We start from the raw sequence: 26,002 nt of genomic DNA, 5'->3' as shown, positions 1-26,002 counted from the left end.
CCTTGGCTTCAGAGTGCATCAACGTGGGCGTCAAGCATCGAAAAGGGGTAATGCGATGTTTGAATCCTCAAGATGATTGATTTTGAGTAACTTCCTGATTTAAAACGATTGTTTCGAATAAGTCAATTAATATTGACAAGGAGTGAACAAAAGCTGCCATTGACGGCGATTGTCATGTCGGCGGCGGGCAAGCCGTCAATGTGCTCGAACGCAATGACGACTGTTGCGTAGCGCCCGATAATGCAAACGGGAGCGGCACCGTATGGACCGGTGCCGCGGTATGCGCTGGACAGGAACAGGAGGCAGTATGCGCGGCGTGATCCGCTTGAACGACCCCACCAGCCATGGTGGCAAGGTGGTGGGCGCGGCGCCGAACAGTACGGTACTGGGCGTGGCCGTGGCGCGCAAGGGCGACCCTTGCGTGTGCCCGATCAAGGGTCACGTGCGCTGCGTGATCGCCGAGGGCGATCCACAGGTGCTGATCGATGGCGTGCCCGTGGCCTTCGAGGGTCACAAGACCAGCTGCGGTGCCAGCCTGATGTCCACCGTGGGTAACAGCGGGCGGGGTTAGACGACGCAGGCGTCGATGGCCGGGCTCAGCTTGTCGACGATTTCATCGACGTGGCTGGCGTCGATGATGTAGGGCGGCGCCAGCAGGATGTGGTCGCCGTGCAGGCCGTCGATGGTGCCGCCCATGGGGTAGCACATCAGTCCGTTTTGCATGGCGTGCGCCTTGATGCGCGCGTGCAGGCGGCGGGCCGGGTCGAACGGCTGCTTGGTATTGCGGTCCTGCACCAGTTCCAGGCCCAGGAACAGGCCGCGGCCGCGGATGTCGCCCACGTGCGCATGGCCGTCGAAACGCGCCTGCAGCCGCTCCTGCAGCAAGTCGCCCATGGCGCGCACGTTGGCCAGCAAATCGCGTTGCTCGATCTGCCGCTGCACGGCCAGGGCGGCGGCGCAGGCCGTGGCGTGGCCGATATACGTGTGGCCGTGCTGAAAAAAGCCCGTGCCGGCGCGGATGGTGTCGCGGATATCCTTCGATACCATCACGGCGCCGATGGGCTGGTAGCCGGCGCCCAGGCCCTTGGCGATGCAGACCAGGTCAGCCGTGACGCCTTCCTGTTCGCAGGCGAACAGGCTGCCCGTGCGCCCCATGCCGCACATGACTTCGTCGAGGATCAACAGGATGCCGTGGCGCTGGCAGATGGCGCGCATGCGCGCAAAATAGCCGGCGACGGCGGGCAGGGCGCCGGCCGTGGCGCCGACGACGGGTTCGGCGATGAAGGCCATGACGTTGTCCGCGCCCAGTGCGGCGATATGGTCTTCCAGCTCCTGGCCCAGGCGCGCCACGTAGTCGCCGTCCGTTTCATGCACCTGCTGGTCGCGCCAGGCGTAGCAGGGCGACACGTGGGTGACGCCTATCAGCAACGGCTCGAACTGCTGGCGGCGCCAGGCATTGCCACCCGTGGCCAGCGCACCCAGGGTGTTGCCATGGTAGCTCTGGCGGCGCGCGATGACGTGGCGGCGCTGCGGCTGGCCCTGTTCCACGAAATACTGGCGCGCCATTTTCAACGCGCTTTCCACCGCTTCCGAACCGCCAGAGACGAAATATACGCTGTCGATACCGGCAGGCGCGCGGGCGACGAGGAAATCGGCCAGCTGCTCCATCGGCTCGCTGGTAAAGAAAGAGCTGTGCGCGTAGGCCATGCTGGCGATCTGCCGCTGCACGGCGGCGATGACGGCCGCATCGGAATGGCCAAGGCAAGAGACGGCCGCGCCACCGCAGGCGTCCAGGTAGCGCTTGCCAGCCGCATCGATCAGGTAAGGGCCATCGCCGCCCGTGGCGACAGGATAGCTGGCGGTCAAGCTGCGGTGGAAGACGTGGCTCATGGCATCGCTTTCTTATCGGCAAGGGAGATGGCCGATTATAGGCTGCGTTGCACCGTATAGCAACGTTCGATGTATTTGTTTCTAATTTACATCATTTGATGTTTTTTCGTAGGCGCCCAGCGTCCGCAGTTGGGTTTCCGCCGCACCGATGGCGTGTACGGCGTCCGGCCCCGCGCGCGCCACCAGCAATTCCACCAGGCTTTCCACGGCCGCGACGCCGGCCACGATGGAGGGAAAGAACGAGGGACTGTCGACGGCGATGACGATGCTGGCGTCGGCCTGCAGGGCCAGCGGCGACATGGCGCTGTCGCTGATGGCAACCACCTGGCAGCCGGCCTGGCGCGCCGCTTGCGCCACCAGCAGCGCTTCGCTCGAATACGGCGCGAAGCTGACGACGACGACGGCTTCGTCCGCCTGCAGGGCGCGCAAGTCCATCTCCAGCGTGCCGCCCTGGCCGCTCAGCAGCTGCACGCTGGGGCGCAGCAGCCGGTACAGATAGTGCAGGGTGTAGGCGATCGGGTGGGCGGCGCGAAAGCCGGCCACGTGCACGCGGGGCGCCGCCTGCAGCAGGCTGGCGGCCGCATCCAGGGCCGCATGGTTGGCGCTCTCCGTGGCGGCCAGGTTGCGCTGCTGCGCCGTGAACACTTCGGTGACCAGGTCGCGCTCTTTCCCCTCTTTGCCAGCAAGCGCGCCGGCCTTTGCCGCATAGCCGCTTGGCCCCGCGCGCAGGCGTTCGACGAAGATGGCTTTCAGTTCCGGCCAGCCGGCAAAGCCCAGCTGCTGCGCAAGGCGCACGAGGGCGGCCGATTGCACCTGCGCGCGCGCGGCGATGCTGCGCATCGACGACACGGCCACTTCGTCAGGATGGTCGGCCAGGTAGCGCGCGCCAGCCTGGAATTGCGGACTCAGTTCCGCATGGCGCGCCTTGATCAGGTCCATCAGTGCCGCATAGGAATCGTGGGGTGTCGCTGCCTGCATCGCCGTGCCTCATTGGATAGGTTGCGGCGATGGTACAGGATTCGTCAGCGCGCCGGTAGCGGTGCGCCTTGCGCCAGGGCAGCCGTGCGTGGACGCAGGCGGGTAAACAGGTGCGGCCCGGCCGGCTTGCGGCGCGGTCCCGTCGTCAGCACGCGCAAGGCGGTGGGCAGCGGCACGTCGTGGCAGTGCAGGAACAGGGCGGCGGCGCCCGTGCCGGCCATTTCCTGCAAGGCCAGCGCATGCTCGACCAGCGCCGCCGTGCGCATGTCGAGCCGCACCGGGATGTCGGGTTGAAATAGCTGTGTGTCGACGTGCCGTGCATCGCGCATGCTGTCCCCGCCGGGTTCGATGGTCAGACTGCCAGCATAAAAGCGCCCCGGCGGCGCTACTTTGCGCCAGATCACTCCTGTGTCGGATAGATTCCACAAAGCAAAAAAACGCCAGCCGTTGCCGGCTGGCGCTGAAAACCCTCAAGGAAGAAAGGGTGGGGGACTGGCTAGTAGCTCCAGCGTACTGATAAACCTACGACCTTGTCATAGCGCCGCACGTCGCGCACGTAGTCCGGCGTGTCGTGATAGTCGCGGTAGGTCGAGTCGAGCAGATTGTTGGCGTCCAGGGTCACCGTGGTGTTCGGATTGAGCTTGTACGACACCGACGCGTCCAGGGTCTTGGTGGGCGCCACGGTCAGGTGGATGCCCTTGCCGCGGTAGTTGTAGTCGTCGACGTACTTGTCGCGCCAGCTGTAGGCCAGGCGCGCCGACCACGCTCCCTGTTCGTACAGACCGACGATGTTGGCCGACCACTTCGACATGCCCGTGAACGGATGTGCGCTGCCATTCAATTCCTCCAGCTCGCCCGTCATGTAGGTGGCGTTCGCCTGCAGGCCCAGGCCGCTCATCCAGCCCGGCAGCTTGTCGTAGAACTGCTGGTAGGCCATTTCCAGGCCTTGCAGATGGCCCTTCGAGGTGTTGCGCGGACGCGTGATGTCGTATTCGATGCCGCCATACGTTTCCTTGGCCGATCCGGACAGGATGTAATTCTTGAAGTCGTGGCGGAACACGGTGGCCGTGACGGAACCCGTCTGCGCGAAATACCATTCCAGCGCCACGTCGAGGTTCTTGCCTTCCACGGGTTTGAGGTCGGGGTTGCCGCCGCTGCCCGTCGGGCGCACCATTTCCAGGCTCTGGCCCAGGCTCACGCCGGGGTTGAAATCGGCGAAGTTCGGGCGCTGCACGGCCTTGCCGGCCGTCAGGCGGGCGACCAGGTCCTGGCGCAGCATGGCTTTCAGGGTCATGCTGGGCAGCACGTCTGTATCCGAGGTCTTCACGCGCACGGGCGTGATGATGCCGTTTTGCGCGGAATTGCCTTGCAAGTCCTGCTTGGTCTGCACCACGCGCACGCCCAGGGTGCCATCGACCGGTACCTGCGCCAGGTCAAAGCCGATGCGCGCCTTGCCGTAGACGGCATTGGTTTTTTCCACATCCTTGAAGTGGGTCATCGGATCGTCGGGACTGCGTTCGCTGCTGCCCGTAAACAGCTGGCGCAGCGCGGCCGTGTTGTTGAGCATGAAGTCGCGGCACGGCGTGAGCCAGCTTTGCAGGCCGAAGTTGCCCGTGTTGTCGTGCGAGGTGCATGCCAGGCCGGGAATCGCGTCCGCAGTCATGATCGACGTCAGCCCGCCCTGGCCATTTTTTTCGCGGACCGATTCGGCCTTGCGCTTGGCCAGGCGCACGCCGCCCGAGAATTCGCGGAAGAAGCCCGTGCTGTCCATGTCGTAGGTAACGTCGCCGCGCCAGTCGGTCGAGCTGCCTTCGTCGTGGTTGTGATTGTCGTAGAAACCGAGCAGGGTATAGTTCTTCGGGTCCAGCATGTTGTAGCCGGGGTAGCTGATCTGCGCGCCGCCGTTGACGTTCGTGCTGCCGATCACGCTGGTCGGATGGGCGAGGAAATCGAGGATGGGAAATTCGCGCTCGAAGTTGCTGACCGTGCGCGCCAGTTCCGTCGTGGCGCGCAGCTGCGGCGTAATGTCCCAGCGCGCGCCGATGGCGCCTTGCGAACCGATCGAGCGGTCGCGCCGCGCCTGGGTCGAGCCCAGCGTGAACGGCGACCAGGGGCCGTCGATCTTGCCCACCGTGGCCGCCTGGCTGGTGCCGGGGATCAGGGTGATGTCCGGGTTCTGGCCCCAGGGCAGCGAACCGACGAAGAACTGGCTGTCGAACGCGTGCTTGATCAGGGTCGACATGCCTTCCGCATACACTTCCACCTGCGAGTTCGGACGCCACTGGAAGGCGGCGTTGGCCGCGTAGCGCTTGCGGTCGCCCACGGTGGGGATCATGCCGACGGAATCGGGGCCCGTGATGTTGCCCGCGTCGGGGCGCTTGACGGGTTCGGCGTTCCAGATCGTCTCGTCATAGTATCTGCCGCGCTGGTAGGACAGGCCGAGCAGGGCGCCGAATTCGCCGTATTGGGTCTTCCAGCGGTTCGAGACCATGCCGCCGACGTTCGGGTCCGTCGAGCCGGACTTGTCGCGGTGCTCGGCGCGCACGTTGCCCGATGCCGTGAAGCCCTTGAAGTCGAACGGTCGGTTGGTGCGCACGTCGATCACGCCGGCCGTGCCGCCTTCGACCATGTCGGCGCCCTGCGATTTGTACACGTCCACGCGCTGTAGCATGGCCGTCGGAATGTCGGCCAGGTACAGGCTGCGGCCCACGGAGGTGAACATTTCACGGCCATTGAGCAAGGTCACCACGCCGGGCAAGCCGCGGATGATGACGGTGCCCGCCTCGCCACCCTCGCGGCGGATCTGCACGCCCGTCACGCGACCGAGGATTTCGGCCACGTTCTTGTCGGGGAATTTGCCGATTTCATCGGCGACGATGGAGTCGACCACTTGGTCGTTGTTTTTCTTGATCGTCTGCGCGCTCTGTGCGGCCCTGCGCACGCCCGTGACGGCGACGACGGCGATGCCGGCATTGTCGGTCGCCGCCGGTGCCGCTACTGCAGCCTGTGCCGTTTCTTCCGCTGGCGTGTCCACGACGGGCGCCTGTTGCGCCCATACGGAAGCGCTGCTCAGCAAGCCGGCGCTGGCCAGCGCGGCCACCGTTGCCTTCAAGGTCAAGCGCGTGTTTTGTGCGGACGTGCGGGTGCCCGTTGCCATCAATTGCTTCATCTTGTCTCCACCTGTATTTTAGTTATGTTGAGAACGCTGCGGCAGTCGCCGCCAGAGCTGGAACCTGCTCAGAAACATGGTAGGTGGGAATGACTTTGCCCCACAAATGACTTCTTTTGCGATGTCAATACCGATTCCGGTATCCCTGCTGCATTCATGCGCCCTGGCGGCGCGGCGCGCATTGCCGAACTTGGCGCGTGCGCGTTGCGGGCGCTCCACAGAAAGTGTCAGGCGGCGCAGGGCGCGGCGCTTTGCGCCAGCCAGTCCATGAAGTGCGCCTGCGGCATGGGGCGGGCAAAGTAAAAGCCCTGCAATTCATCGCAGCCGGCTTGGCGCAGCACGTCGGCATCGGCCGCGCTTTCCACGCCTTCGGCGGTGACCGTCAAGCCCAGCGTATGGCCAAGGCCGATGATGGTTTTCGTCACCGCCAGATTCTGCGGCGAACCGTGGATGTCCTGCACGAAGCTCATGTCGATTTTCAGCTTGTCGAGCGGGAAGCGGCACAGGTAGTTCAGGCTCGAATAGCCGGTGCCGAAATCGTCGATCGACAGCGCAAAACCCAGCGCCTTGATGGCGTGCAGGGTGGCGATGGTGTCGTCCACGTTGTCCATCAGGATCGATTCGGTCAGTTCGAATTCGATCTGTTCCGGCGTGACGGGAAATTCGCGCAGCACTTCGCGCAAGGTCGCCACCAGGCCGCCGTTTTTCAGCTGGATGGCCGACAGGTTGATCGACACGGCGATGTCGCCCGCGCCCGCCTCGCGCCAGGCCAGCTGCTGGCGGCACGCTTCGCGGATGACCCACGCACCGATGGAGACGATCAGGCCCGATTCCTCGGCGGCGGGAATGAAGCTGTCGGGCGCGATCAGGCCGTGCTGCGGATGCTGCCAGCGGATCAGGCTTTCCACGCCATTCAGGCAGCTGCTTTTCGCATCGATGCGCGGCTGGTAGTACAGCACCAGTTCCTGCCGCTCGATGGCGTGGCGCAGATCGCTTTCCAGGTGCAGCTGCTGCAACTGCTGTTCCTGCATCTGCGGCGTGAACATGCGCGCGTGATCGCGTCCGCCGCTCTTGGCCTGGTACATGGCCGCATCGGCGTGGCGCATCAGGGTATCCATGTCGTCGCCGTGGTCCGGGTAGACGGCCACGCCCACGCTGCACGAGACATACAGCGCGTTGCCTTCCACCTGGTGCGGCTCGCGCATGGCCGGTATCAGCCGCGTGTCGAGCAGGGCGGCGATGGCTGCGGCGTCGCCGACGCCGTTGAGGATGACGACGAATTCATCGCCGCCCAGGCGGCTGACGGTGTCGCCTTCGCGCACCAGCTGCAGCAGGCGCTTTGAGACCGATTGCAGCAGCGCGTCGCCCACATGGTGGCCCAGTGCGTCGTTGACGTGCTTGAAGCGGTCCAGGTCGACGAACAGCACGCCCACCTTTTCGCCACTGCGGCGCGCCTGCGCGATGGCGGCCGCCAGGCGCAGTTTCGAGACGTGGCGGTTCGCCAGTCCCGTCAGCGCGTCGTGGTGGGCCATGTGCTCGATCTGCCGCTCGCTGGCCTTGCGTTCGCTGATGTCGAGCGAGCTGGCGATGAAATGCGTGGTGACGCCATCGAGGCCGCGCACGGCGTTCATCACCAGCCAGGCGGGATAGCTTTCCAGCGACTTGCGCTGCACCCGGATCTCGCCCTGCCAGTAGCCGCGCCGCGCCAGGGTCCGGCGCAGGCTGTCGAGCTGTTCGGGATTGTTGTCGGGCGCGAGCAGGAAGGCGGGGCGCTTGCCGATCAGCTCCACCATGTCGTACAGCGAATGGCGGCGGAAGGCCTGGTTGACGGTGATGATGCGCATGCCTGCGTCCATCACGATCAGGCTTTCGGCCGAGGCCTCGAAGACCTTGGCCCACAGTTCCAGGCGCGACTCCATCAGCTTCATCTTGTTGATCGGCGTGAAGGTCGACAGCACGGCGCGCTGGCCCTGGTAGTCGATCAGGCGCGCGGAAATAAGGGCCCAGGTGGGCGTGCCTCCGCCGCTCCAGCACACTTCGAATTCATCGACGGCGCCCAGGTCGCTCAAGCGCTGGAAGAAGCGCGAACGGGCTTGCGGACTCATGCCGCCCACCCACGGGTCCAGTTCCAGGCCGCCCTGCCACGCGTGCGCAGCCTGGTTCGCGTGCAGCACCTGGTGGTGCGGGATCGAGGTGACCATCAGCGGGATGGGAATGGCGTCGACCAGCTGGCGCTGCGCATCGGCCGCGCTGGCGCGCGCCACCAGTTCCTGTTGCGCCATGCGCTGGAAGTCGAGCTGCTGCAGCATGGTATTGAAGGCGCGCACCAGACGTCCCGTTTCATCTTCGCTGTCCCAGACGGCGCGCAGGCTATGGTCGCCCGTTTCGCGCACTTCCTGCGCCACGCGCGCGAGGCGGCGGATGGGCAGGGCGATCTGGCGTGCGACGAAAAACACCAGGCCCAGTATCATCACCAGCAGCAGCACGGCCGTACCCAGGTGCAGCCACATACGCGTAAAAAAGCCGTCCACGCGCAGCTGGATCAGCCGGTGCAATTGGCCTTCTGCCTCGCGCCAGGCATGCTGCAGGGCCGTGGCGGCGGCCGCATCGCGGCGCAGCAGTTCCTGCGTGCCGGCGGGGTAGGCTTGCGCGCCGGCCAGCGGCTGGGTACTGGCGCGTAAGCGCGCCACGGCCTGCTGCAGGACTGCGCGCGAACCATCGAGGTGCTGGCGCAGCAGCGGCGTGCTGGCCGCGAACGCCTCCGTGTAGTCGCTGCCGATGCCGCCCATGGTGGCGTCCATGCGGCCTTCCAGGATCAGGAACTGGGTCTGCAGGCGCTGGCGCTGCGCGCCTTCGGCCGTGGCCAGTTGCAGGGCCAGGGCGCGCGTGCTGTTGATCACTTCCAGCAGCTCGGGAAAGCGCAGGATCACCAGCGACATCGTGTAGTAGCTGTCGAGGTCCGGGTCGAGGATCAGGTTCGACTGGTTGCCCACGCGGGTGAGCAGTGCGCGTCCTGCAACAAAGGCGGGCGAGGGGGCGATGCCGTCGTCGGGTGAGGCGGGAGTACTGCCGGCCTGGCGCAGCAGGGTGGCAAATTGCGCATTCAGTTCGGCGCTGCGCATGCCGCTGCCGAAGCGGCTCTCAGCCTGCTCCAAGGCCGCGGCCTGCGCGCCCGCTTGCGCCGTGCTGCGCACCAGGGGCAGCAGCGCATCGCGGATCGCGGCGATGTAGTCATTGCCCGCCATCTCCTTGCGCGAGAAATCGATGGCCAGGTATTTTTCGTTGATGAGGATGCCGGAAATGAAGATGACGGCGGACAGGTCGAGCAAATAGATCAGCGCCAGTTTGCGCCCCACCGTCAATTTTCCGATCATGCGCGAGATTCTGCCCAGCATGCGTGCCCCACCTTCTCGTCAGCCCATTTATGTTTTCTTATGAGCAATTTTCATGCCTGAATTTACAAGCTTGCAAGGGGGCTTTTGCACCATGCGGGTGCGCGCAGGGAGGTGGCGGGCGCCAATAAAAAGGGCGGCCCGCAGGCCGCCCTTGTGCGCAGTGATGCAGCGCTTAAGCTTCGGCAACGCGCTTGGCGATGTGCGCCAGCGCTTCTTCCACCTGGTCGATCAGGATCAGGCACAGGTCGCCTTCACCGAGGCGCGCCAGGGCCTTGTCGATGGCGACGAATTCGCCGTTGATTTCATCGATATGCGTGGTGCGCTTGGCGCCGTTCAAGCCCTGGCGCAGCAAGGCCACCACTTCTCCGTCGGCGCGGCCGCGCTGGCATTGATCCTGGTACAGCAGCACGTCGTCGAAGGCGGCACCGAGGATTTCCGTCTGCTGGCGGATGTCTTCGTCGCGGCGGTCGCCGGCGCCGCTGATGACCACCGAGCGGCGCTTGGCCGGCATGCTTTCGACGGCCTGCACCAGCGCCAGGATGGCGTCCGGATTGTGGCCGTAGTCGGCGATCAGGGTGGCGCCCTTGTAATCGAAGACGTTGAAGCGGCCCGGCGCATTGTCGGCTTCATTGGCAAAGGTTTTCAGGCCCAGCGCGATGGTTTTCCAGTCCAGGCCCACGGCCCAGGCGGCGGCCAGCGACGCCATGACGTTGTCGACCTGGAAGCCGATGGCGCCGTTGCGCGTGATCGGCACCTGCGACAGGGCGATTTCGTGGCGCTCCTTGCCCTGTGCCGCGACCAGCTTGCCGTCTTCCACGTACACGACGCGGTTGCCCTGCGCGCGGTGCGTGGCCATCACGGGATGCGTCTTGTCGGCGGCGAAGAAGGTCACCGTGCCGCTGCAATTCTTGGCCATGCGGGCCACGGCCGGGTCGGTGGCGTTCAGCACGGCCACGCCGCTGTCGGCCACGTTCTGCACGATCACGCGTTTCAATACCGCAAGGTCTTCCACGGTGGTGATGTAATTCAGGCCCAGGTGGTCGCCGGCGCCGATATTCGTCACCACGGCGACCTGGCAGCGGTCGAAGGCCAGGCCTTCGCGCAGCATGCCGCCGCGCGCCGTTTCGAACACGGCCGCGTCCACGTCCGGGTGCAGCAGCACGTTGCGCGCGCTGCGCGGGCCGCTGCAGTCGCCGCTGTCGATCTGGCGCCCTTCGATGTACACGCCATCCGTGTTGGTCATGCCCGTGCGCAGGCCGGAGGTGGTGAGCAGGTGGGCGATCAGGCGCACGGTGGTGGTCTTGCCGTTTGTGCCGGTGACGGCGACGACGGGAATGCGGCCATCGTCGCCTTCGGCGAACATGGCGGCGATGATGGCTTCACCGACGGGGCGCGGCTTGCCGAACGACGGCGCCAAATGCATGCGCAAGCCCGGTGCGGCGTTCACTTCGACGATGCCGGCGTTCTGTTCTTCCAGCGGTTTCAAAATGCTTTCGGAGACGACGTCCACGCCGCAGATGTCCAGGCCCACCATGTGCGCGGCGGCGACGGCGCGCGCCGCCACTTCCGGGTGCACGTCGACGGTGACGTCGGTGGCCGAGCCGCCCGTCGACAGGTTGGCGTTATTGCGCAAGATCACGCGCTGGCCCACGGGAGGCACGGATTCGGCCACATAGCCCTGCTTGGCCAGGCTGGCCAGGGCGATGTCGTCGAAGCGGATTTTCGTCAGCGAGGTGGCGTGGCCGCTGCCGCGGCGCGGGTCCAGGTTGACCTGGTCGACCAGTTCGCGCACCGTGTGCTGGCCGTCGCCCACCACTTGCGGCGGGTCGCGGCGGGCCGCTGCCACCATCTTGTTGCCGATGACGAGCAAGCGGAAATCGTGGCCAGGCAGGTAGCGTTCGACGAGAATGTCGTCGCGGAACTCCTGCGCCGCGAGGAAGCCGGCCGTCAGCTGTTCGCGCGTGGTGACATTGACGGTGACGCCCTTGCCCTGGTTGCCATCTTTTGGTTTCACGACGACGGGCAGGCCGATTTCGCAGGCGGCGGCCCAGGCGTCGTCCGCATCGACGGCGACACGGCCGTGCGGCACCGGCACGCCGGCCGAATCGAGCAGCTTCTTGGTCAGTTCCTTGTCTTGCGCGATGGCTTCGGCAATGGCGCTGGTGCCGTCCATTTCGGCGGCCTGGATCTTGCGCTGCTTGCTGCCCCAACCGAATGTCACCAGGCTGCCCTCGGTCAGGCGGCGGAACGGAATGTTGCGCGCCACGGCGGCGTTGACGATGGCGCCCGTCGATGGGCCCAGACGCACGTCTTCATCGAGTTCCTGCAACTGGTGCAGGGCGCCGGCCAGGTCGAACGGCGCATCGTCGAGCGCCGCACGGCACAGCTGCTGCGCCAGTTCCAGGGCCAGGCGGCCGACGGCTTCTTCCGAGTATTCGACGACGACCTGGAAGATACCCGTTTCCAGGGTCGGCGTGGTGCGGCTGAAGGTGACGGGGCAGCCGGCTTGCGCCTGCAGGCCCAGCGCCGCCAGTTCCAGCACCTGCGCCATCGGCGCGGCGTTGTAGTTGCCCAGTGGTTGCAGCGGGCTCAGTTGCGGAAAGCGCGCGCGCAGGCGGGCTTCGAAGCCGGGCAGCTGGGCGATGTCGAGTTCCTGCGTGGTGCAGGAAACAATGGCTTCCACGGCGGTGTCGTGGCTCCAGAGGTTAGGGCCCCGCAAGGCCCGTACGCGAGATACTTCCATAATTAAACCGTAATCCTGTTGTGTTCTTGTGGGCCCGGCCGTCCTGGCCGGGCTTGAGTGCTGCTTTGCCTTAGTTGCCGATGCAGCCGGGTGCGGCGTCGAACGTGCGCAAGCCAGCGCAAATCAGGTCGACGGGCAGGTTCAGGGCCCAGGCGGCGGCCGCGACGGCCAGCACGCTGTCGACATTGCCGGCCGTGGCTGGTTTCAGCAGGTCCAGGCACAGCAAGACCGTTTCGATGCCGCCTTCGGCCAGCACGATGTGGTTGCCGCGCACGAATACGGCGCGCTGGCCGGCGGCCAGTTGCGCCGCGATGGCTGGCAAGCCGCCGTCCTGCGCATACAGGGTCACCGTGCCGTCGCACAGTTCGGCCAGTTCCAGCACGTGCGCGTTGGCCGCGTTGAGCACGGCCACGCCCGTCGGCACCACCACGTCAACCTGGCTGCGCACGGCCTTGTACAGGCCCACTTCGTCCAGCACGTCGAAATCCTTGACGCTATCGAGGCTGCCCATGTCCGTGACGATGCCGATCTGGCACTTGTCGTAGGCCAGGCCTTCGGCCAGGATCATGCGCGGATTGCTCTCGAACAGGGCCGTCTGCACGGTGCGGTTGAGCAGCAGGCGCTGGCCCGCGTCCCAGTTCACGCAATCGCTGCTGACGACGCGGCGCTGGTCCAGATACATGCCTTCGCTGCAGACGGCGCCCGTGTGCAGGCCCGACAGGTTGAGCAGCTTGCACAGCATGCGCACGATCAGGCTGGCGCCGCGCGTGCCCGTCACGCCGATCAGCGGAATGCGGCCCGTTTCCTCGGCAGCGAACAGGTGGTCGACGATGGCCGCGCCGACAGGGCGGCTCTGGCCCACTCCCGGCTTGATGTGCGCCAGCAGGCCGGGGCTGGCATTGACTTCGATGATGGCGCCGCGCTGTTCTTCCAGCGGACGCGTGATGTCGGTGGTGACCAGGTCGATGCCGGCGATATCCAGGCCGACCACGCGCGCGGCCAGCAGGGCAGCATGCACGACGGACGGATGCACGTCGTCCGTGACGTCGATGGCCACGTTGCCGTTCGGCTGGATCAGCACTTTCTGGCCCGCCTGCGGCACGGACAGGGCGGTCATGCCCTGGCGCTGCAGTTCCAGCACGATTTCGCCCGATTCGTGCGGCTTGACGGTGCCTAGCGGGAAGTCTTCGCCTTCGCCGCGGCGCGGATCGGTATTGATCTGCGTGTTGACCAGTTCCAGCACGGTCGAGACGCCATCGCCGTCGACCCACAAGGATTCGCCCTTGGCGGCCGCGATCAGCTTGTTGCCGACGACGAGCAGGCGGTGTTCGTCGCCCGTGATGAAGCTTTCCACCAGCACGGCCGAGCTGTCGCCCTTGCGTGCGGCCAGTTCGTAGGCGGCCTTCACGTCCGCTTCCGTCATCAGGTTCAGCGACACGCCGCGGCCATGATTGCCGTCATACGGCTTGACGACGACGGGCACGCCGATGTCCTGCGCTTCTTCCCAGGCCGCTTCGGCGCTGCGCACCAGGCTGCCCTCGGGCACGCGCACGCCGCACGATTTGAGCAGGAATTTGGTCAGATCCTTGTCGCTGGCGATGCCTTCGGCGATCGCGCTGGTGCGGTCCGTTTCGGCCGTCCAGATGCGGCGCTGGGCGGCGCCGTGGCCCAGTTGCACCAGATTGCCGTCGTTCAGGCGCAGCGAAGGGATGCGGCGTTCGGTGGCGGCATCGACGATGCTGGCCGTGCTCGGGCCCAGGCAGCGCGAATCGACCATGTCGCGCAGGGGCGCCAGGGCCGCTTCCAGGTCATAGGCTTCATCGTTGATGGCGGCCATCAGCAGTGTGCGCGCGGCGGCCAGGGCGGCGCGGCCCACGTGCTCTTCACGCGTGCGGAAAGCCATCTTGTAGACGCCGCGCTGGCTGGTCGAGCGCGTCTGGCCGAAGCCCGTGCGCATGCCGGCCAGGTTTTGCAGCTCCAGCACCACGTGTTCGAGGATGTGGGCCGACCACGTGCCTTCGCGCAGGCGCTCGAAAAAGCCGCCCCGTTCGCCCACGCCGCAGCGGTGCTCGATCATGCCGGGCAGCCAGGCCACCAGGCGCTCGTACAGGCCGGGCAGGGTATTCGATGGATAGTCTTCCAGTTCGCCGATGTCGACCCAGGCTTCAATCACCGGGCGATAAGTCCAGATGTTGGGGCCGCGCAAGTGGGTGACGCGGGCAAATTCGATGTTCTTCTTCTTGATCATGTAAGTGGTTTCTTGATAACAAGCCAGGCGTCTGGGCGCCAGATACTTTATGTTGGCTCTACAGAGTCTTTTCAGGCTCGTGCTTGGTTCTTTATCCCGGGTATGCGCAGTGTGCCACTTTTAGCGGCCTCTTGTCGCGTTTGCTTCTCGTATTCTGCTGGTGTTGTCATTCTAATTGTTACTAATTGTTGCCATACTTGTTATAAAGATACCGACTCTGCTTAAAGCTGGAGCATTTGTGCAACAGCGGGATGTTGTATACTTGCTCCGGTACGACGGTCGCCCATTTTTTTGCGCCGTTTTGTCATCATTCCTTACCGGCAGGCATCCATTCGATACAATACAGGAAATTGCCACTGGTGCATCCACCTCGCCATCGCGCAGTACACAAACATTGATCGGGCGTCTGCCCCATCCCCCAAATCCCGCCCTGAAGGGCTTGGCCTCGAGCCGGAGTATGCTTTACGATGACAACTGAACTGAGTGTTCCTGCAACAACTATTCCCCTCACCTCGCTGCCTGAACACTGGCTGGTGGAAGTGGAGAGCAACCTTTCTCCAGGGGAGAACGTTTTAAGTAGCGTTGAGGTTGACCTCGATGCGCGATTACGTTTCACAAAAGGCATAATAGTTGTCACCGAGAAGCGATTACTGGCCCGTTCGCCGGGCGACACCGTCTGGAAAAGCTGGTCTTTCCGCCACGGATTGCGCCTGACGCACCACGACCACGCCGGCGTCGGCCACCTGGAACTGTTCGATGACCACGGCCGCCTGGCCTCATGGCGCTTCACTTTGGGACAGAACTTGCACGCCATCCGCGTGCTGGAGCAGTTCGTCGAGCGCCTCGACAGCCACCTGACGGGCCAGCCCGTGCTGGAAGCGGAGCAGGAAGTCTGTCCGAGCTGCAAGGCGCCTTTGGCGCCTGAGCAGGAAGAATGCCCGATCTGCGCCAAGGTGCTGCACACGCCCCCATCGACCTGGACCCTGTTCCGCCTGTGGCGCTTCGCCCACCCTTACCGCGGCCAGCTGGCCCTGGGCTTCATGCTGATGCTGCTGAGCACGGCCGCGCACATGATTCCGCCCTATCTGACGGCGCCGCTGATGGACAATGTGCTGATCCCGTATCAGAACGGCAAGCACATCGACCCATGGCTGGTGGTGTACTACATGAGCGGCTTGCTCGGTTCGGCCCTGCTGGCCTGGCTGCTGGGCTGGGGCAAGACGTATGTGCTGGCCCTGGTGTCCGAACGCATGGGCGCCGACTTGCGCTCGGCCACGTATGAACACCTGATGAAGCTGTCGCTGGAATTTTTCGGCGGCAAGCGCACGGGCGACCTGATGGCGCGCATCGGCAGCGGCAGCGACCGCATCTGCGTCTTCCTCTCGCTGCATCTGCTCGATTTCGCTTCCGACGTGCTGATGATCATCATGACGGGCGTGATCCTGTGGTCGATGAACCCGTGGCTGGCCATCATGACGCTGGCGCCGCTGCCCTTCATCGCCTGGATGATCCACCTGGTGCGCGACCGCTTGCGCACGGGCTTTGAAAAGATCGACCGCGTGTGGAGCGAAGTGACCAACGTGTTGGCCGATACCATCCCCGGCATCCGCGTGGTGAAGGCGTTTGCGCAGGAAAAACGCGAAGCGGCCCGCTTCCGCGACGCCAACGCGCACAACCTGGCCGTCAACGACAAGTTGAACAAGGTCTGGTCGCTGTTCTCGCCGACCGTTTCCTTCCTGACGGAGATGGGTTTATTGGTCATCTGGTGCTTCGGCATCTGGCAGCTGTCGCGCGGCGAAATCACCGTTGGTGTGCTGACCGCCTTCATCGCCTACAGCACGCGTTTCTATGGCCGCCTCGACTCCATGAGCCGCATCGTCTCCGTGACGCAGAAATCGGCGTCGGCCGCCAAGCGCATTTTCGACATCCTCGACCACGTGTCGAGCGTGCCGGAACCGGCGCAACCGGTGAAACTGGACAAAATCGAAGGACGCATCGACCTGCGCGAAGTCGGTTTCCGCTATGGCAACCGCGCCGTCAACCGCGGCATCACCCTGAACATCAAGGCGGGCGAGATGATCGGCCTGGTAGGCCACAGCGGTTCGGGCAAGAGCACCCTGGTCAACCTGATCTGCCGTTTCTATGACGTCTCGGAAGGCGCGATCCTGCTCGACGGCGTCGACATCCGTTCGTTCGCCGTGTCCGACTACCGCCGCAATATCGGCCTGGTGCTGCAGGAGCCATTCCTGTTCTTCGGCACCATCGCGGAAAATATCGCCTACGGCAAGCCGCACGCGACGCGCCAGGACATCATCGCCGCTGCGCGCGCCGCGCATGCCCACGAATTCATCCTGCGCCTGCCGCAAGGCTACGATTCGATGGTGGGCGAGCGTGGCCAGGGCTTGTCGGGTGGCGAACGCCAGCGCATCTCGATTGCCCGCGCGCTCTTGATCGACCCGCGCATCCTGATCATGGATGAAGCGACATCGTCGGTCGACTCGGAAACGGAAAAAGAAATCCAGAAGGCGCTGGACAACCTGGTGCAGGGCCGCACGACGATCGCCATCGCGCACAGGCTGTCGACCCTGCACCGCGCCGACCGCCTGGTGGTGCTGGACCGCGGCCAGGTCGTCGAAGTGGGCAGTCACGATGAACTGATGGCGAAAGAGGGCGCCTATTTCCGCCTCTACGAAGCACAGGCGCGCAACAACGAACTCGCCCTGGATGACAAGGAATAAGCATGGCCAGTACAACTTTTACATTAAGCCGCGACACCTTCGGCAAGCTGGTGATGACGGACGCGGACGGCCAGGTCTTTGAAGGCGTGGCGCCCGTGCGCGCCTTTCCCATCCAGTCGCCGGACGAAGGCATTTCGCTGGTGCTGGGCAATGGCAAGGAAGTGGCGTGGATCGACCGCATCGACGCCTTGCCGGAACCGGCGCGCAGCCTGCTGCAGGAAGAGCTGGAGGGGCGCGAATTCATGCCCGAGATCGCGCGCGTGAAAAGCGTTTCCAGCTTCGCCACGCCGTGCACCTGGCATGTCGATACGGACCGGGGCGAGACGCAATTCGTGCTGAAGGGCGAGGAAGACATCCGCCGCATCGGCGCCACGTCGCTCTTGATCGCCGATAACCACGGCATTCACTTTTTGATCCGCGACATGTTCAATATCGACAAGACGACGCGCAAGATACTCGACCGCTTCCTGTAAGCGATGCGACAATCAAAAACGGCGCCTTCAGGGCGCCGTTTTTTACTGTTGCAGCATATCTTTGTGTTTTTCGCGCATCGTCTCAAGTTGTCCTTGCAGGCATGCCAACAAATCGGTGCGTGCAGATAGTGGCATTTTTTCCGAAAAACTGATGGCGTACTGGGGCAGTTCGGCAGCATATTCGATGCCGAACTGCATTTTTTTGCCGGCAACAAAGTGCTCCAGCTGGTCGATGGCGGCAGGCAGGGGCACGGCGCCGGTCAGGTAGCCAGGCTCATTGGTCTGCGTTGTCTGCGTGCGCATGGCCTTGCCCTGGTCGGCTGCACTCAGCCAGAATCCCGTGGGTCCCGGCAGTTTCGGCTGGTGTTGTATTGGCCGCACATCGAGCTGGCTGATTGGCAGGCTGTTCCTTCCCGCCTTGACACTGCCCCGCAATGTCGACGCTGAAGTGAGCAGCAAGAACTCGTGTCTTTCAAGAATTTCCCCGACCATCACCGTCGCTGTCAGCTTGATGCCGCAGACGTCAAAGCCCTCTTTGGCGCGCTCGATGATCGGATGCATGGTGACATGCCTGGGTGTGACGAGCATTGCTGCTGACAGCGCGGGCGCCGACAGGCAAAGTGGCGCGGCAAGCGCGCACCATCGAACAAAATGCATGGATGTCCTTTTTTGAACACTGGGCGGATAGTCTGATCCGCCCAGCGATAACGTTGGCTTACTGAAACGCCACTTCCGCAAAGCTGCGCAATTTGCGGCTATGCAGCCGGTCCACGCCCTGGCGGCGCAGCAATTCCACGGCGCGGATGCCGATGCGCAGATGCTGGTCGACCCGTTCGCGGTAGAAGTGGTTGGCCATGCCGGGCAGCTTGATTTCGCCGTGCAGCGGCTTGTCGCTGACGCACAGCAGGGTGCCGTAAGGGACGCGGAAACGGAAGCCGTTGGCGGCAATCGTCGCGCTTTCCATGTCCAGCGCGATGGCGCGGCTCTGGCTGAAACGGCGCTCCGGCGTGCGCTGCGGCAGCAGTTCCCAGTTGCGATTGTCCGTGCTGGCCACGGTCCCCGTGCGCATGATGTGCTTCAGATCATGCCCGGTCAACTGGGTGATTTCCGCCACGGCCGTTTGCAGCGCCTGCTGGATTTCCGCCAGCGGCGGGATCGGCACCCACAGCGGCAAATCTTCGTCGAGCACGTGGTCTTCGCGCACATACGCATGCGCCAGCACGTAGTCGCCCAGGCTTTGCGTGGTGCGCAAGCCGGCGCAATGACCGAGCATCAGCCAGGCATGCGGACGCAGCACGGCGATATGGTCGGTGATGGTTTTCGCATTGGCGGGACCGACGCCGATATTGACCATGGTGATGCCGCTGCCATCCGCGCGCAGCAGGTGGTAGGCGGGCATCTGCGGCAGGCGCGGCGGCGCGGCGCCCAGCGCATCCTCGCTCTCGACCGTCTGGCCGACCCGGCGCGTGACCACGTTGCCCGGTTCGACAAAGGCGACGTAGCCATCGTCGTCCGAGGGTGCGGCCGCATCGGGCGCGCGGTCCATCATGGCGTGGCCCAGGCGGATGAATTCGTCGATGTAGAACTGGTAATTGGTGAACAGCACGAAGTTCTGGAAATGCTGCGGCGATGTGCCGCTGTAATGGCGCAGGCGCTGCAGCGAATAATCCACGCGCGGGCCCGTGAACAGCGACAGCGGCTGCGCTTCGCCATGCGCCGGTTCGTGCGTGCCGTTGGCGATGCCGTCGTCCATGGCCGACAGGTCGGGCAGGTCGAACAGGTCGCGCATGGCCAGGCGGCGGCCCGCATCCATATTGCCTTCGATATGGTCATGCTCGGCGAACGAGAAATGCACGGGAATGGGCTGGGCGCTGACGCCCACTTCCAGGTGCACCTTCTGGCCGCTGTTATGGTTTTTCAGCAGCAGGGTGAATTGATCGAGGTAATAGTCGCCGAACAGGTCGGGGCGCGTCAGCGTGGTTTCAAACACGCCGGGGCCGGCGACAAAACCATAGGCCAGCGGCGAGTCGGCGCGCGCCACGGTGTCCGTCTGGATGCGCACGAAGGGGTAGCAGGCGCGCACGCGCTCGTGCATGTCTTCGCCGGCGACAAAGCGCTGCAGCGCATCGCGCAAGTGTTCGATGCTGCTGCGGTAAATGGCTTGTACTTGTTCCAGCGCCAGGCGTGGATCGTCGAAGCGGGAGGAGGCGATGAAGGGGGGCGTAAGCAAGCGGATTCTCCTTTAGCGGTTCGTGCATACCATTGTAAGGCAGCGGGGCAACTCTTGTCGGCGCATCTGGGGCCGCTTGACGGATTCAAATAGAATCTGTATTCTATTTGAATGGTCAGACTAGCTAAATTCAACGAAAACAACTTCATCGACAGCGCGATCGCCGTCGCCGCCCAATGTGGCGTGGGTGCCGTCTCGATGGCCGCCATCGCCGTCAAGGCCGGTGCGCCCATCGGTTCCGTGTATCACCGCTTCGATTCGCGCAACGCCATCCTGGCGCGCGCCTGGCTGCGCGTGAAGAGCGACTTCCGCGAGGAAGTGGCCAGCCGCTGGCTTGGTGGCGACACCTGGGCCGGCGTGCACGGCTTGCTGGACTGGTGCCGGCGCAAGCCCGTGTATGCACGCTTCCTGCTGCAATGCGCGGACAGCCCCGATTTCAGCAATGGCCTCAGCGAGGAATTGCTGGCCGCCGTCGAAGAAGAGCAGGCCGCGCTCGACGCCTGTTTTGTCCGCTGCGCCGAAGCCATGCCCGCCACCACGGAGCTGGACCTCGACCACATGCTGCTCAAATTCGTTCTGATCGACGCCCCCGTGGCCGTCGTCAAGCCTTACCTGACCCAGGAGCGGCCGATACCGGCCAGCGTCGACGCCATGCTGCGCGCTTCGCACGACGCCGTGCGCGGCTGGGCCGCCCACACCACATCACACTAACAAAGAAAAGAATCCCCATGCGCTATTCCACCCAGCTTGAACACGGCAAGAAAATCCCCCTGCACGACGAAGAAGGTTTCATCGGCATGCGCGCGGCCGGCCGCATCGCCGCCGACACGCTCGACTACATCGCGCCTTTCGTGAAACCGGGCGTCTCGACGGCCAAGCTCGACGCACTGTGCGAAGAATTCATGCGCGCCGCCGGCGCCATTCCGGGCACCATCGACTACCACGGCTACAAGCACGCCAGCTGCATCTCCGTCAATCACGTGGTCACGCACGGCATCCCGTCCGAGACCAAGATACTGAAAGTGGGCGATATCCTCAACATCGACGTGACGCCGAAGTTCCAGGGCTGGTTCGGCGACACCAGCCGCACCTTCAAGGTGGGCGCTGTCTCCATTCTCGCCAACCGCCTCGTCAACACGGCGTATGACGCCATGATGGCAGGCATCCACACCGTGCGTCCGGGGGCGACTTTGGGCGACGTGGGCGCCGCCATCGAAGCGGTGGCCAAGGCGCAGGGCTTTTCCTCCGTGCGCGACTTCTGCGGCCATGGCGTGGGCCAGGTCTTCCACGACACGCCGCAAGTGCTGCACTATGGCCGCGCCGGCACGGGCATCGTGCTCGAACCGGGCATGATTTTTACCATCGAGCCGATGCTCAACGTGGGCAGCTACCAGGTCAAGGTCTTGCCCGACAAATGGACGACGGTGACGAAAGACCGTTCGCTGTCGGCGCAGTTCGAGCACTCGCTGGCCGTGACGGAAACGGGCTTTGAAATCTTCACCCTGACCGGTTCGACCGAGCCGCTGGTGTAAGCATGGATGACGCGCGCCGGCAGCAGCTCATCGATATCGTCGCCGCGAAAACCGGCGTGGATGTCGCTTGCGCGGCGCGCCACCTGGCGCTGCATGACGACGACGTGGCGGCCGCCCTGCGCGGCATCGACATCGAGCGCCATACACTGACGCAGCGCCTGCTGAACAAATACCGGCGCGATCCGGAAGACGCGCTGCAACACGTGGCGCTGGCCGTGCTGCAGCACGAAGGCATCCGCAGCGACAGCGTGCTGCGCACCGAGCGCATCGCGGCCCTGGCGCCGCCCGTCGCCGGCATGGTGCTGCTGGCCGAGTGGCTGGCCTATGTGGACTGGGAAGGCTTCGACAGCGCCCTATACGCGAATATCGACGCGGTGGCGGCATTCATCGCCGGCGGATTGGACCTGCCCGAAGTGGCCGCCAATCTGCTGCAAACGCGCGATGAAGCCGTGTTTGAAACGCAGCGCCTCGCGCTGGCGACAGCGGCCCTGCTGTTCATCGAGCGCCACACTACGCAGTTTCCCTGACGGCTGGCGCTTTGCCGCCGGGAGGCGCGCGTCTTACAATGGCGGCAAGCACTGTTGCCCCATTTTGAAGACTTCCGCATGAGCGATTTTCCCGAAGATATCTACACCGAGCCGTCCGCCGACGTGCACACCCTGAACAACCTGGGTCCCTTGACGGGCATGGCTGGCATCTGGACGGGCACGCGCGGCCTGGACGTCAAGCCGAAAGCGGATGGCCCACGCAAGCAGGCCTTTGTCGAGCGCATCGAACTGCAGCCGATCGACCCCGTCACCAACGGCCCGCAACTGTTCTACGGCTTGCGCTACTACATCCACATCACCAAGCCGGACCAGGTCAAGACGTACCATGAGCAGGTCGGCTACTGGCTGTGGGAACCGGCCACGGGCGCCGTGATCCAGACCCTGGCCATCCCGCGCGGCCAGATCGCCATGGCGTCCGGCACGACGACGGCGGACGCCACCAGTTTCGAATTGGTGGCCAAGCGCGATTCGACGGCCTACGGCATCTGCTCGAACCCTTTCCTCGAACACGCGTTCACCACCGTCGAATATCGCATCAAGGTCGATATCCACGCCGATGGCACGTGGGGCTACGATGAAGACACGGTCATGCTGATCCGCGGCAAGGACGAACCATTCCACCACACGGACCGCAACCTGCTGACAAAAGTCGCCGAGCCGACGCCGAACCCGATGGCCTTGCAGGCGCTGGCGGCGGCTGCTTAAGGCTGCCCCTGGGCGACGGCCTTGATCGCGCGTTCCTCGCCCATTGCGGCGGCGATCTTCCAGCGCTGCATGGCGCTGGCGCGGTCGGGGCGTTTCAAGCCCGCACCTTCCCAGTCCATCAGGCCCAGGTTGTAGATGTCGCCCGCGCTGCCCTTGTCGGCGGCCAGGGTGAACCATTTGCGCGCTTCCTTGTGGTTGACGGGGATCTGGTAGCCGCGCACGTGGTACAGGCCCAACAAGTGCATGGCTTGCGCATTGCCCTTGTTCGCGGCCTGTTTCAGCAGGTCGAGTCCGCGCGCCATGTTGCGCGGCTCTTGCCAGCCTTCGGCCAGCATCACGCCTTTCGCTGTCAGCGCATAACTGTCGTTTTTCACGAGGCCCTTGCCGATCAGCGGCTTGGCGGCCAGCTGGCGCGCTGCGCGCTGCTGCGCCGTTGGCGCGGTGATGGGGCCGGGTTTGCCTTCGCCCATCAGCAGCATCCAGCCATACAGACCATACGCGCCCGCGTCACCCTTGCCGACCAGGCTTTCCAGCATGGCCAGCGCCTGCGCCTTGTCGCCATTTTCATACAGTTTGACGGCCTTGGTGCTACTGGCATCCTGCGGCACGGTGGCTGGCGCATGCGGTGCGACGGGCGCCGATGCCATGGCCGTTTGCGGCGGTGGAGCAGCCGGGCGTACGCGCACGGGCAAGCCATAGCTGGCGGCCAGCACGGCCAGGCTGGCGGGCGCGAGGATCAGCACGTGCGCCAGCTGGTTGCGGCGGCCCTTGCCGGCGATGCCCATGGCCCGTTCCGCCTGCTGTTCGCCGCCCAGCGCTTCGCTCAGCACGTTTTTCACCTTGCGGTTGAACAGCCAGTAGCCGGCGCCCGTGACGAGCAAGCCGGCGACGGCGGCCGCACCGCGTCCGGCGAAAAACCACGTGGCGATGGCGGCGGCCAGGGCGGCCAGCGCGCTTTTCCACCAGAATTGCTTGGCCAGCCGCGTGTAGACCTGGCGCAAGGCGCCCAGCACGCAGGTGCGCACATTGTTGGCATAGTCGGCGGAAACGACATCGACGTGCGCGTGGTCGGTTACTCCGCTGAGCACCGATTCAATCACGTCCGCATTCAGTTCCGAGGCGGCCACGTCGCGCAGCGGCGTGAGCAAACCCTGTACGTGGGCCGAGAACAGGCCGTCGTCGGCGCTGCCGGCCAGCGCATCGCTGAGCGCCTTGAGGTCGCCGCGCAGCAGCTTTTCCACGATGTCGTCCAGGGTCAGCCAGCGCAGATCCGTGCCGTACGCCACCAGGTGGTGCTTTTCGGTGTTGCACGATGCGTCCAGGCGCACGATGCGCAGTTTGCCCGCATACAGGGCGTCGACTTCCTGCGGCTGGTCTTCATTGTAAATGCTCACTTTCGCCAGGCCCAGGCTGCTGGCAATGGCGGCCAGTGAGTGCACGCTCTCCTTGTCGCGGATACGGCGCGCGTCGTCGGGCGCCTGCTTGGGCAGGCTGACACTGTAGCCTGGTGTCACGTGCACGTCGACCCAGGCCGCCTTGCCCACCTTGCCGGAACCGTCGCACGGGTTGCAGCGCAAGTCGCCCACGCCGCTGCAGGTGCGGCACGTCACCTTGCCGCTGGCGCGGCAGGTGCCGCAATTGATGCTGCCGGAACCGTGGCAGGTGCTGCAACTGACCTTGCCGTAGCTGCAATGGTAGCAAGAGCGGTATTCGGTGCGGTACTGGGCGCGCGTTTCGCTGTGGTAGCTGGTGTGCGAGCTGCCGTTGCTGTAAGTGGTAGTGGGTACTTGCACCGTGACGTAGTCGGTGACTTGTTCTGACACCGTGCCGCTGCCGCTGCAATACGAGCACGACACCTTGCCGCTGCCGTAGCAGCCATACGCGTCGCAGCTGACGGTGCGCCCGCCGTGGCAGCTCCAGCACGTTTCCGTCGTCGCGCCATAACAGGTGTGGCAGCCGATGCGGCCTTTGCCGGTGCAGTTGCTGCAGGTGTCCAGGTGCCAGTACTTGACGGCGTGCGGCAGGTAGACGCCCGCTTCGATGCCGTTGTAGGCCTGGCCTGCCTGGCGCAAGGCATTGTCGAGTTTGCCCGCCGCGCGGCGCAGCCGTTCCTTTTCCTGCGCGTGAGCGAGCGCTCCCACCTCGTGCGAGCCACAGCGGCAGTCATTGCCCGCCGGCGTGAAATAGCCATTGATGACGCGCTGCTCGAAGCGCGCCTCGAGCGCGTAGTTCGCTTGCAGCGAGAATTCCTGCAGCACGTCTTCCTCGTCCAGCGGCGTGATGTCGTGCGGTTCGAAACGTGTCTTGTCCTGCACCAGGGTGCGCAGCTTGCCCAGCACCGTGGGTATCTCTTCCTTGTCGAGTTGGATGGGCGCTGGCGCCGTCACGACCGTCTCCGTCACCTGCGGCGCATCCTCGCTGCCTGGGGTTTCATGGGTCGTCTCGGTGCTGGGGTTCATGCGCGTCCTTTTGCTCTCTGGAAAGATGTTTGAATTTTAGCATCCCCATATGACAAACCATGACAAAGCGGATCCGCTTTTCAGCGCAGGCCGCGGCGGAACTGGTCGGGCGTGCCGCCGCTCTGGCGGCGAAACATGGCGATGAAGGCCGAGGCCGTGCTGTAGCCCAGTTCCAGCGCGATGGCCTGCACGGTGTCTCCCTGTTCCAGCAGGGGCAGGGCGGCCAGGAAGCGCTGGCGCTGGCGCCATTCGCCGAACGGCATGCCCAGTTCGCGCTGGCAGCGGCGCGCCAGGGTGCGCTCGGTCACGTGCAGCTGCGCGGCCCACTCCGCCAGTGAGCGGTTACTGCCCGGTTCCGCCTGCAGGGCGGCCAGCAGCGCCGCGATGACGGGTTCGTCGCTGCCGGGCAGGTAGTTGCGGCTGCACGGCGCCAGTTGCAACTGGTCCACCAGCACCTGCGCCAGGCGCTGGTCGGCTTCGGTGGCGGGCGTGGTGACGCCCCGTTCGGCAAAGTCGCCGAGTATGGCTTTCAGCAAGGGACTCAATACCAGCGCGCACGGCTGCGCCGGCAACTGCGCGCACAGGCTGGCGTCGATGTAGGCCGAGTGAAATACGACATCCTGGCGGATATAGCCATCGTGCAAGGTCTCGGGCGGTATCCACACGGCGTACTGGGGCGGCGACAGATAGCGCTGTCCCGCCACCATGATTTCCATCACGCCCGTGGAGCAATACGTGAGCTGGCCCCACGGATGGCTCTGGTAATCGAATTGCTGGTGCGCGTGGTAATCGTCGAGGCGAAAGTACACGGGATAGGGCAGGGCGTCGGAAACGGCGGGGAAATGCTGGTTGCTGGCCATGGTGTCTTTGTCCTGTTCTTCGCATCGATTGTCC

The 26,002-nt window shown here is 64.6% G+C and carries 18 protein-coding genes; 7 read left to right on the top strand and 11 right to left on the bottom strand.

The window, feature by feature from the left end; translation table 11 throughout:
• The first annotated feature begins 307 nt into the window (after positions 1–307).
• The gene (locus AC3IQ7_RS23140; protein ID WP_322428405.1) at positions 308–571 is read left to right on the top strand and encodes a PAAR domain-containing protein; all 264 of its coding nucleotides are present in this window, start codon (positions 308–310) and stop codon (positions 569–571) included.
• Here AC3IQ7_RS23140 and AC3IQ7_RS23135 read toward each other — a convergent pair.
• The 7 genes from AC3IQ7_RS23135 to AC3IQ7_RS23105 form a co-directional block, all read right to left on the bottom strand.
• Positions 568–1,890 (bottom strand): aspartate aminotransferase family protein, encoded by a 1,323-nt coding sequence (locus AC3IQ7_RS23135; RefSeq protein WP_489207428.1) that lies wholly within the window; start codon positions 1,888–1,890, stop codon positions 568–570. The two genes, AC3IQ7_RS23140 and AC3IQ7_RS23135, sit on opposite strands and share 4 nt — an antisense overlap.
• An 81-nt stretch (positions 1,891–1,971) precedes the next feature.
• A complete protein-coding gene (locus AC3IQ7_RS23130) occupies positions 1,972–2,868 on the bottom strand; it encodes a MurR/RpiR family transcriptional regulator (RefSeq protein ID WP_489207427.1) in 897 nt (298 codons plus the stop codon).
• A 44-nt stretch (positions 2,869–2,912) separates the two neighbouring features.
• Positions 2,913–3,197 (bottom strand): hypothetical protein, encoded by a 285-nt coding sequence (locus AC3IQ7_RS23125; RefSeq protein WP_489207426.1) that lies wholly within the window; start codon positions 3,195–3,197, stop codon positions 2,913–2,915.
• 167 nt (positions 3,198–3,364) lie between these two features.
• A complete protein-coding gene (locus tag AC3IQ7_RS23120) occupies positions 3,365–6,037 on the bottom strand; it encodes a TonB-dependent receptor (RefSeq protein ID WP_489207425.1) in 2,673 nt (890 codons plus the stop codon).
• Positions 6,038–6,264: 227 nt separating this feature from the next.
• The gene (locus AC3IQ7_RS23115) at positions 6,265–9,432 is read right to left on the bottom strand and encodes an EAL domain-containing protein (protein ID WP_489207424.1); all 3,168 of its coding nucleotides are present in this window, start codon (positions 9,430–9,432) and stop codon (positions 6,265–6,267) included.
• A 172-nt stretch (positions 9,433–9,604) separates the two neighbouring features.
• A complete protein-coding gene (gene cphA, locus AC3IQ7_RS23110; RefSeq protein ID WP_322428411.1) occupies positions 9,605–12,175 on the bottom strand; it encodes a cyanophycin synthetase in 2,571 nt (856 codons plus the stop codon).
• Positions 12,176–12,245: 70 nt separating this feature from the next.
• Positions 12,246–14,423, bottom strand: coding sequence for a cyanophycin synthetase (locus AC3IQ7_RS23105; protein WP_489207423.1), 2,178 nt, complete (start codon positions 14,421–14,423; stop codon positions 12,246–12,248).
• Between the two features lie 467 nt (positions 14,424–14,890).
• On the opposite strand from AC3IQ7_RS23105, the gene AC3IQ7_RS23100 reads away from it, so the two are divergent.
• Positions 14,891–17,161 (top strand): cyanophycin metabolism-associated ABC transporter, encoded by a 2,271-nt coding sequence (locus AC3IQ7_RS23100; RefSeq protein WP_322428413.1) that lies wholly within the window; start codon positions 14,891–14,893, stop codon positions 17,159–17,161.
• Positions 17,162–17,163: 2 nt separating this feature from the next.
• Positions 17,164–17,634 (top strand): cyanophycin metabolism-associated DUF1854 family protein, encoded by a 471-nt coding sequence (locus tag AC3IQ7_RS23095; protein ID WP_070260331.1) that lies wholly within the window; start codon positions 17,164–17,166, stop codon positions 17,632–17,634.
• A 42-nt stretch (positions 17,635–17,676) separates the two neighbouring features.
• On the opposite strand, the gene AC3IQ7_RS23090 is transcribed toward AC3IQ7_RS23095, so the two are convergent.
• Both AC3IQ7_RS23090 and AC3IQ7_RS23085 read right to left on the bottom strand, forming a co-directional pair.
• The gene (locus AC3IQ7_RS23090; protein WP_489207422.1) at positions 17,677–18,291 is read right to left on the bottom strand and encodes a hypothetical protein; all 615 of its coding nucleotides are present in this window, start codon (positions 18,289–18,291) and stop codon (positions 17,677–17,679) included.
• Between the two features lie 58 nt (positions 18,292–18,349).
• Complete coding sequence (locus tag AC3IQ7_RS23085; protein WP_070221052.1) at positions 18,350–19,864, bottom strand: AMP nucleosidase; 1,515 nt, start codon at positions 19,862–19,864, stop codon at positions 18,350–18,352.
• A gap of 111 nt (positions 19,865–19,975) precedes the next feature.
• Between AC3IQ7_RS23085 and AC3IQ7_RS23080 the strand changes: the two genes are divergently transcribed.
• The 4 genes from AC3IQ7_RS23080 (at position 19,976) to AC3IQ7_RS23065 (ending at position 22,649) form a co-directional block, all read left to right on the top strand.
• On the top strand, positions 19,976–20,575 hold the full coding sequence (locus tag AC3IQ7_RS23080) for a TetR/AcrR family transcriptional regulator (RefSeq protein WP_046685830.1): 600 nt from the start codon (positions 19,976–19,978) through the stop codon (positions 20,573–20,575).
• Between the two features lie 17 nt (positions 20,576–20,592).
• Positions 20,593–21,396 (top strand): type I methionyl aminopeptidase, encoded by an 804-nt coding sequence (gene map, locus AC3IQ7_RS23075; RefSeq protein WP_100874007.1) that lies wholly within the window; start codon positions 20,593–20,595, stop codon positions 21,394–21,396.
• A 2-nt stretch (positions 21,397–21,398) separates the two neighbouring features.
• Positions 21,399–21,923: a hypothetical protein gene (locus AC3IQ7_RS23070; RefSeq protein WP_489207421.1), complete on the top strand. Its 525-nt coding sequence runs from the start codon at positions 21,399–21,401 to the stop codon at positions 21,921–21,923.
• A gap of 78 nt (positions 21,924–22,001) precedes the next feature.
• The gene (locus AC3IQ7_RS23065; protein ID WP_219327531.1) at positions 22,002–22,649 is read left to right on the top strand and encodes an FABP family protein; all 648 of its coding nucleotides are present in this window, start codon (positions 22,002–22,004) and stop codon (positions 22,647–22,649) included.
• Here the strand turns inward: AC3IQ7_RS23065 and AC3IQ7_RS23060 are convergent.
• Together AC3IQ7_RS23060 and AC3IQ7_RS23055 are read right to left on the bottom strand one after the other, a co-directional pair.
• Positions 22,646–25,108 (bottom strand): tetratricopeptide repeat protein, encoded by a 2,463-nt coding sequence (locus tag AC3IQ7_RS23060; RefSeq protein ID WP_489207420.1) that lies wholly within the window; start codon positions 25,106–25,108, stop codon positions 22,646–22,648. The two genes, AC3IQ7_RS23065 and AC3IQ7_RS23060, sit on opposite strands and share 4 nt — an antisense overlap.
• 80 nt (positions 25,109–25,188) lie before the next feature.
• Positions 25,189–25,968, bottom strand: coding sequence for an AraC family transcriptional regulator (locus AC3IQ7_RS23055; protein ID WP_489207419.1), 780 nt, complete (start codon positions 25,966–25,968; stop codon positions 25,189–25,191).
• Positions 25,969–26,002: the final 34 nt, after the last annotated feature.

The organism is Janthinobacterium sp. GL_088 (assembly GCF_057837845.1).
Note: the sequence above shows the minus strand (reverse complement) of the source record. Positions and strands in the feature narration are given on the sequence as shown.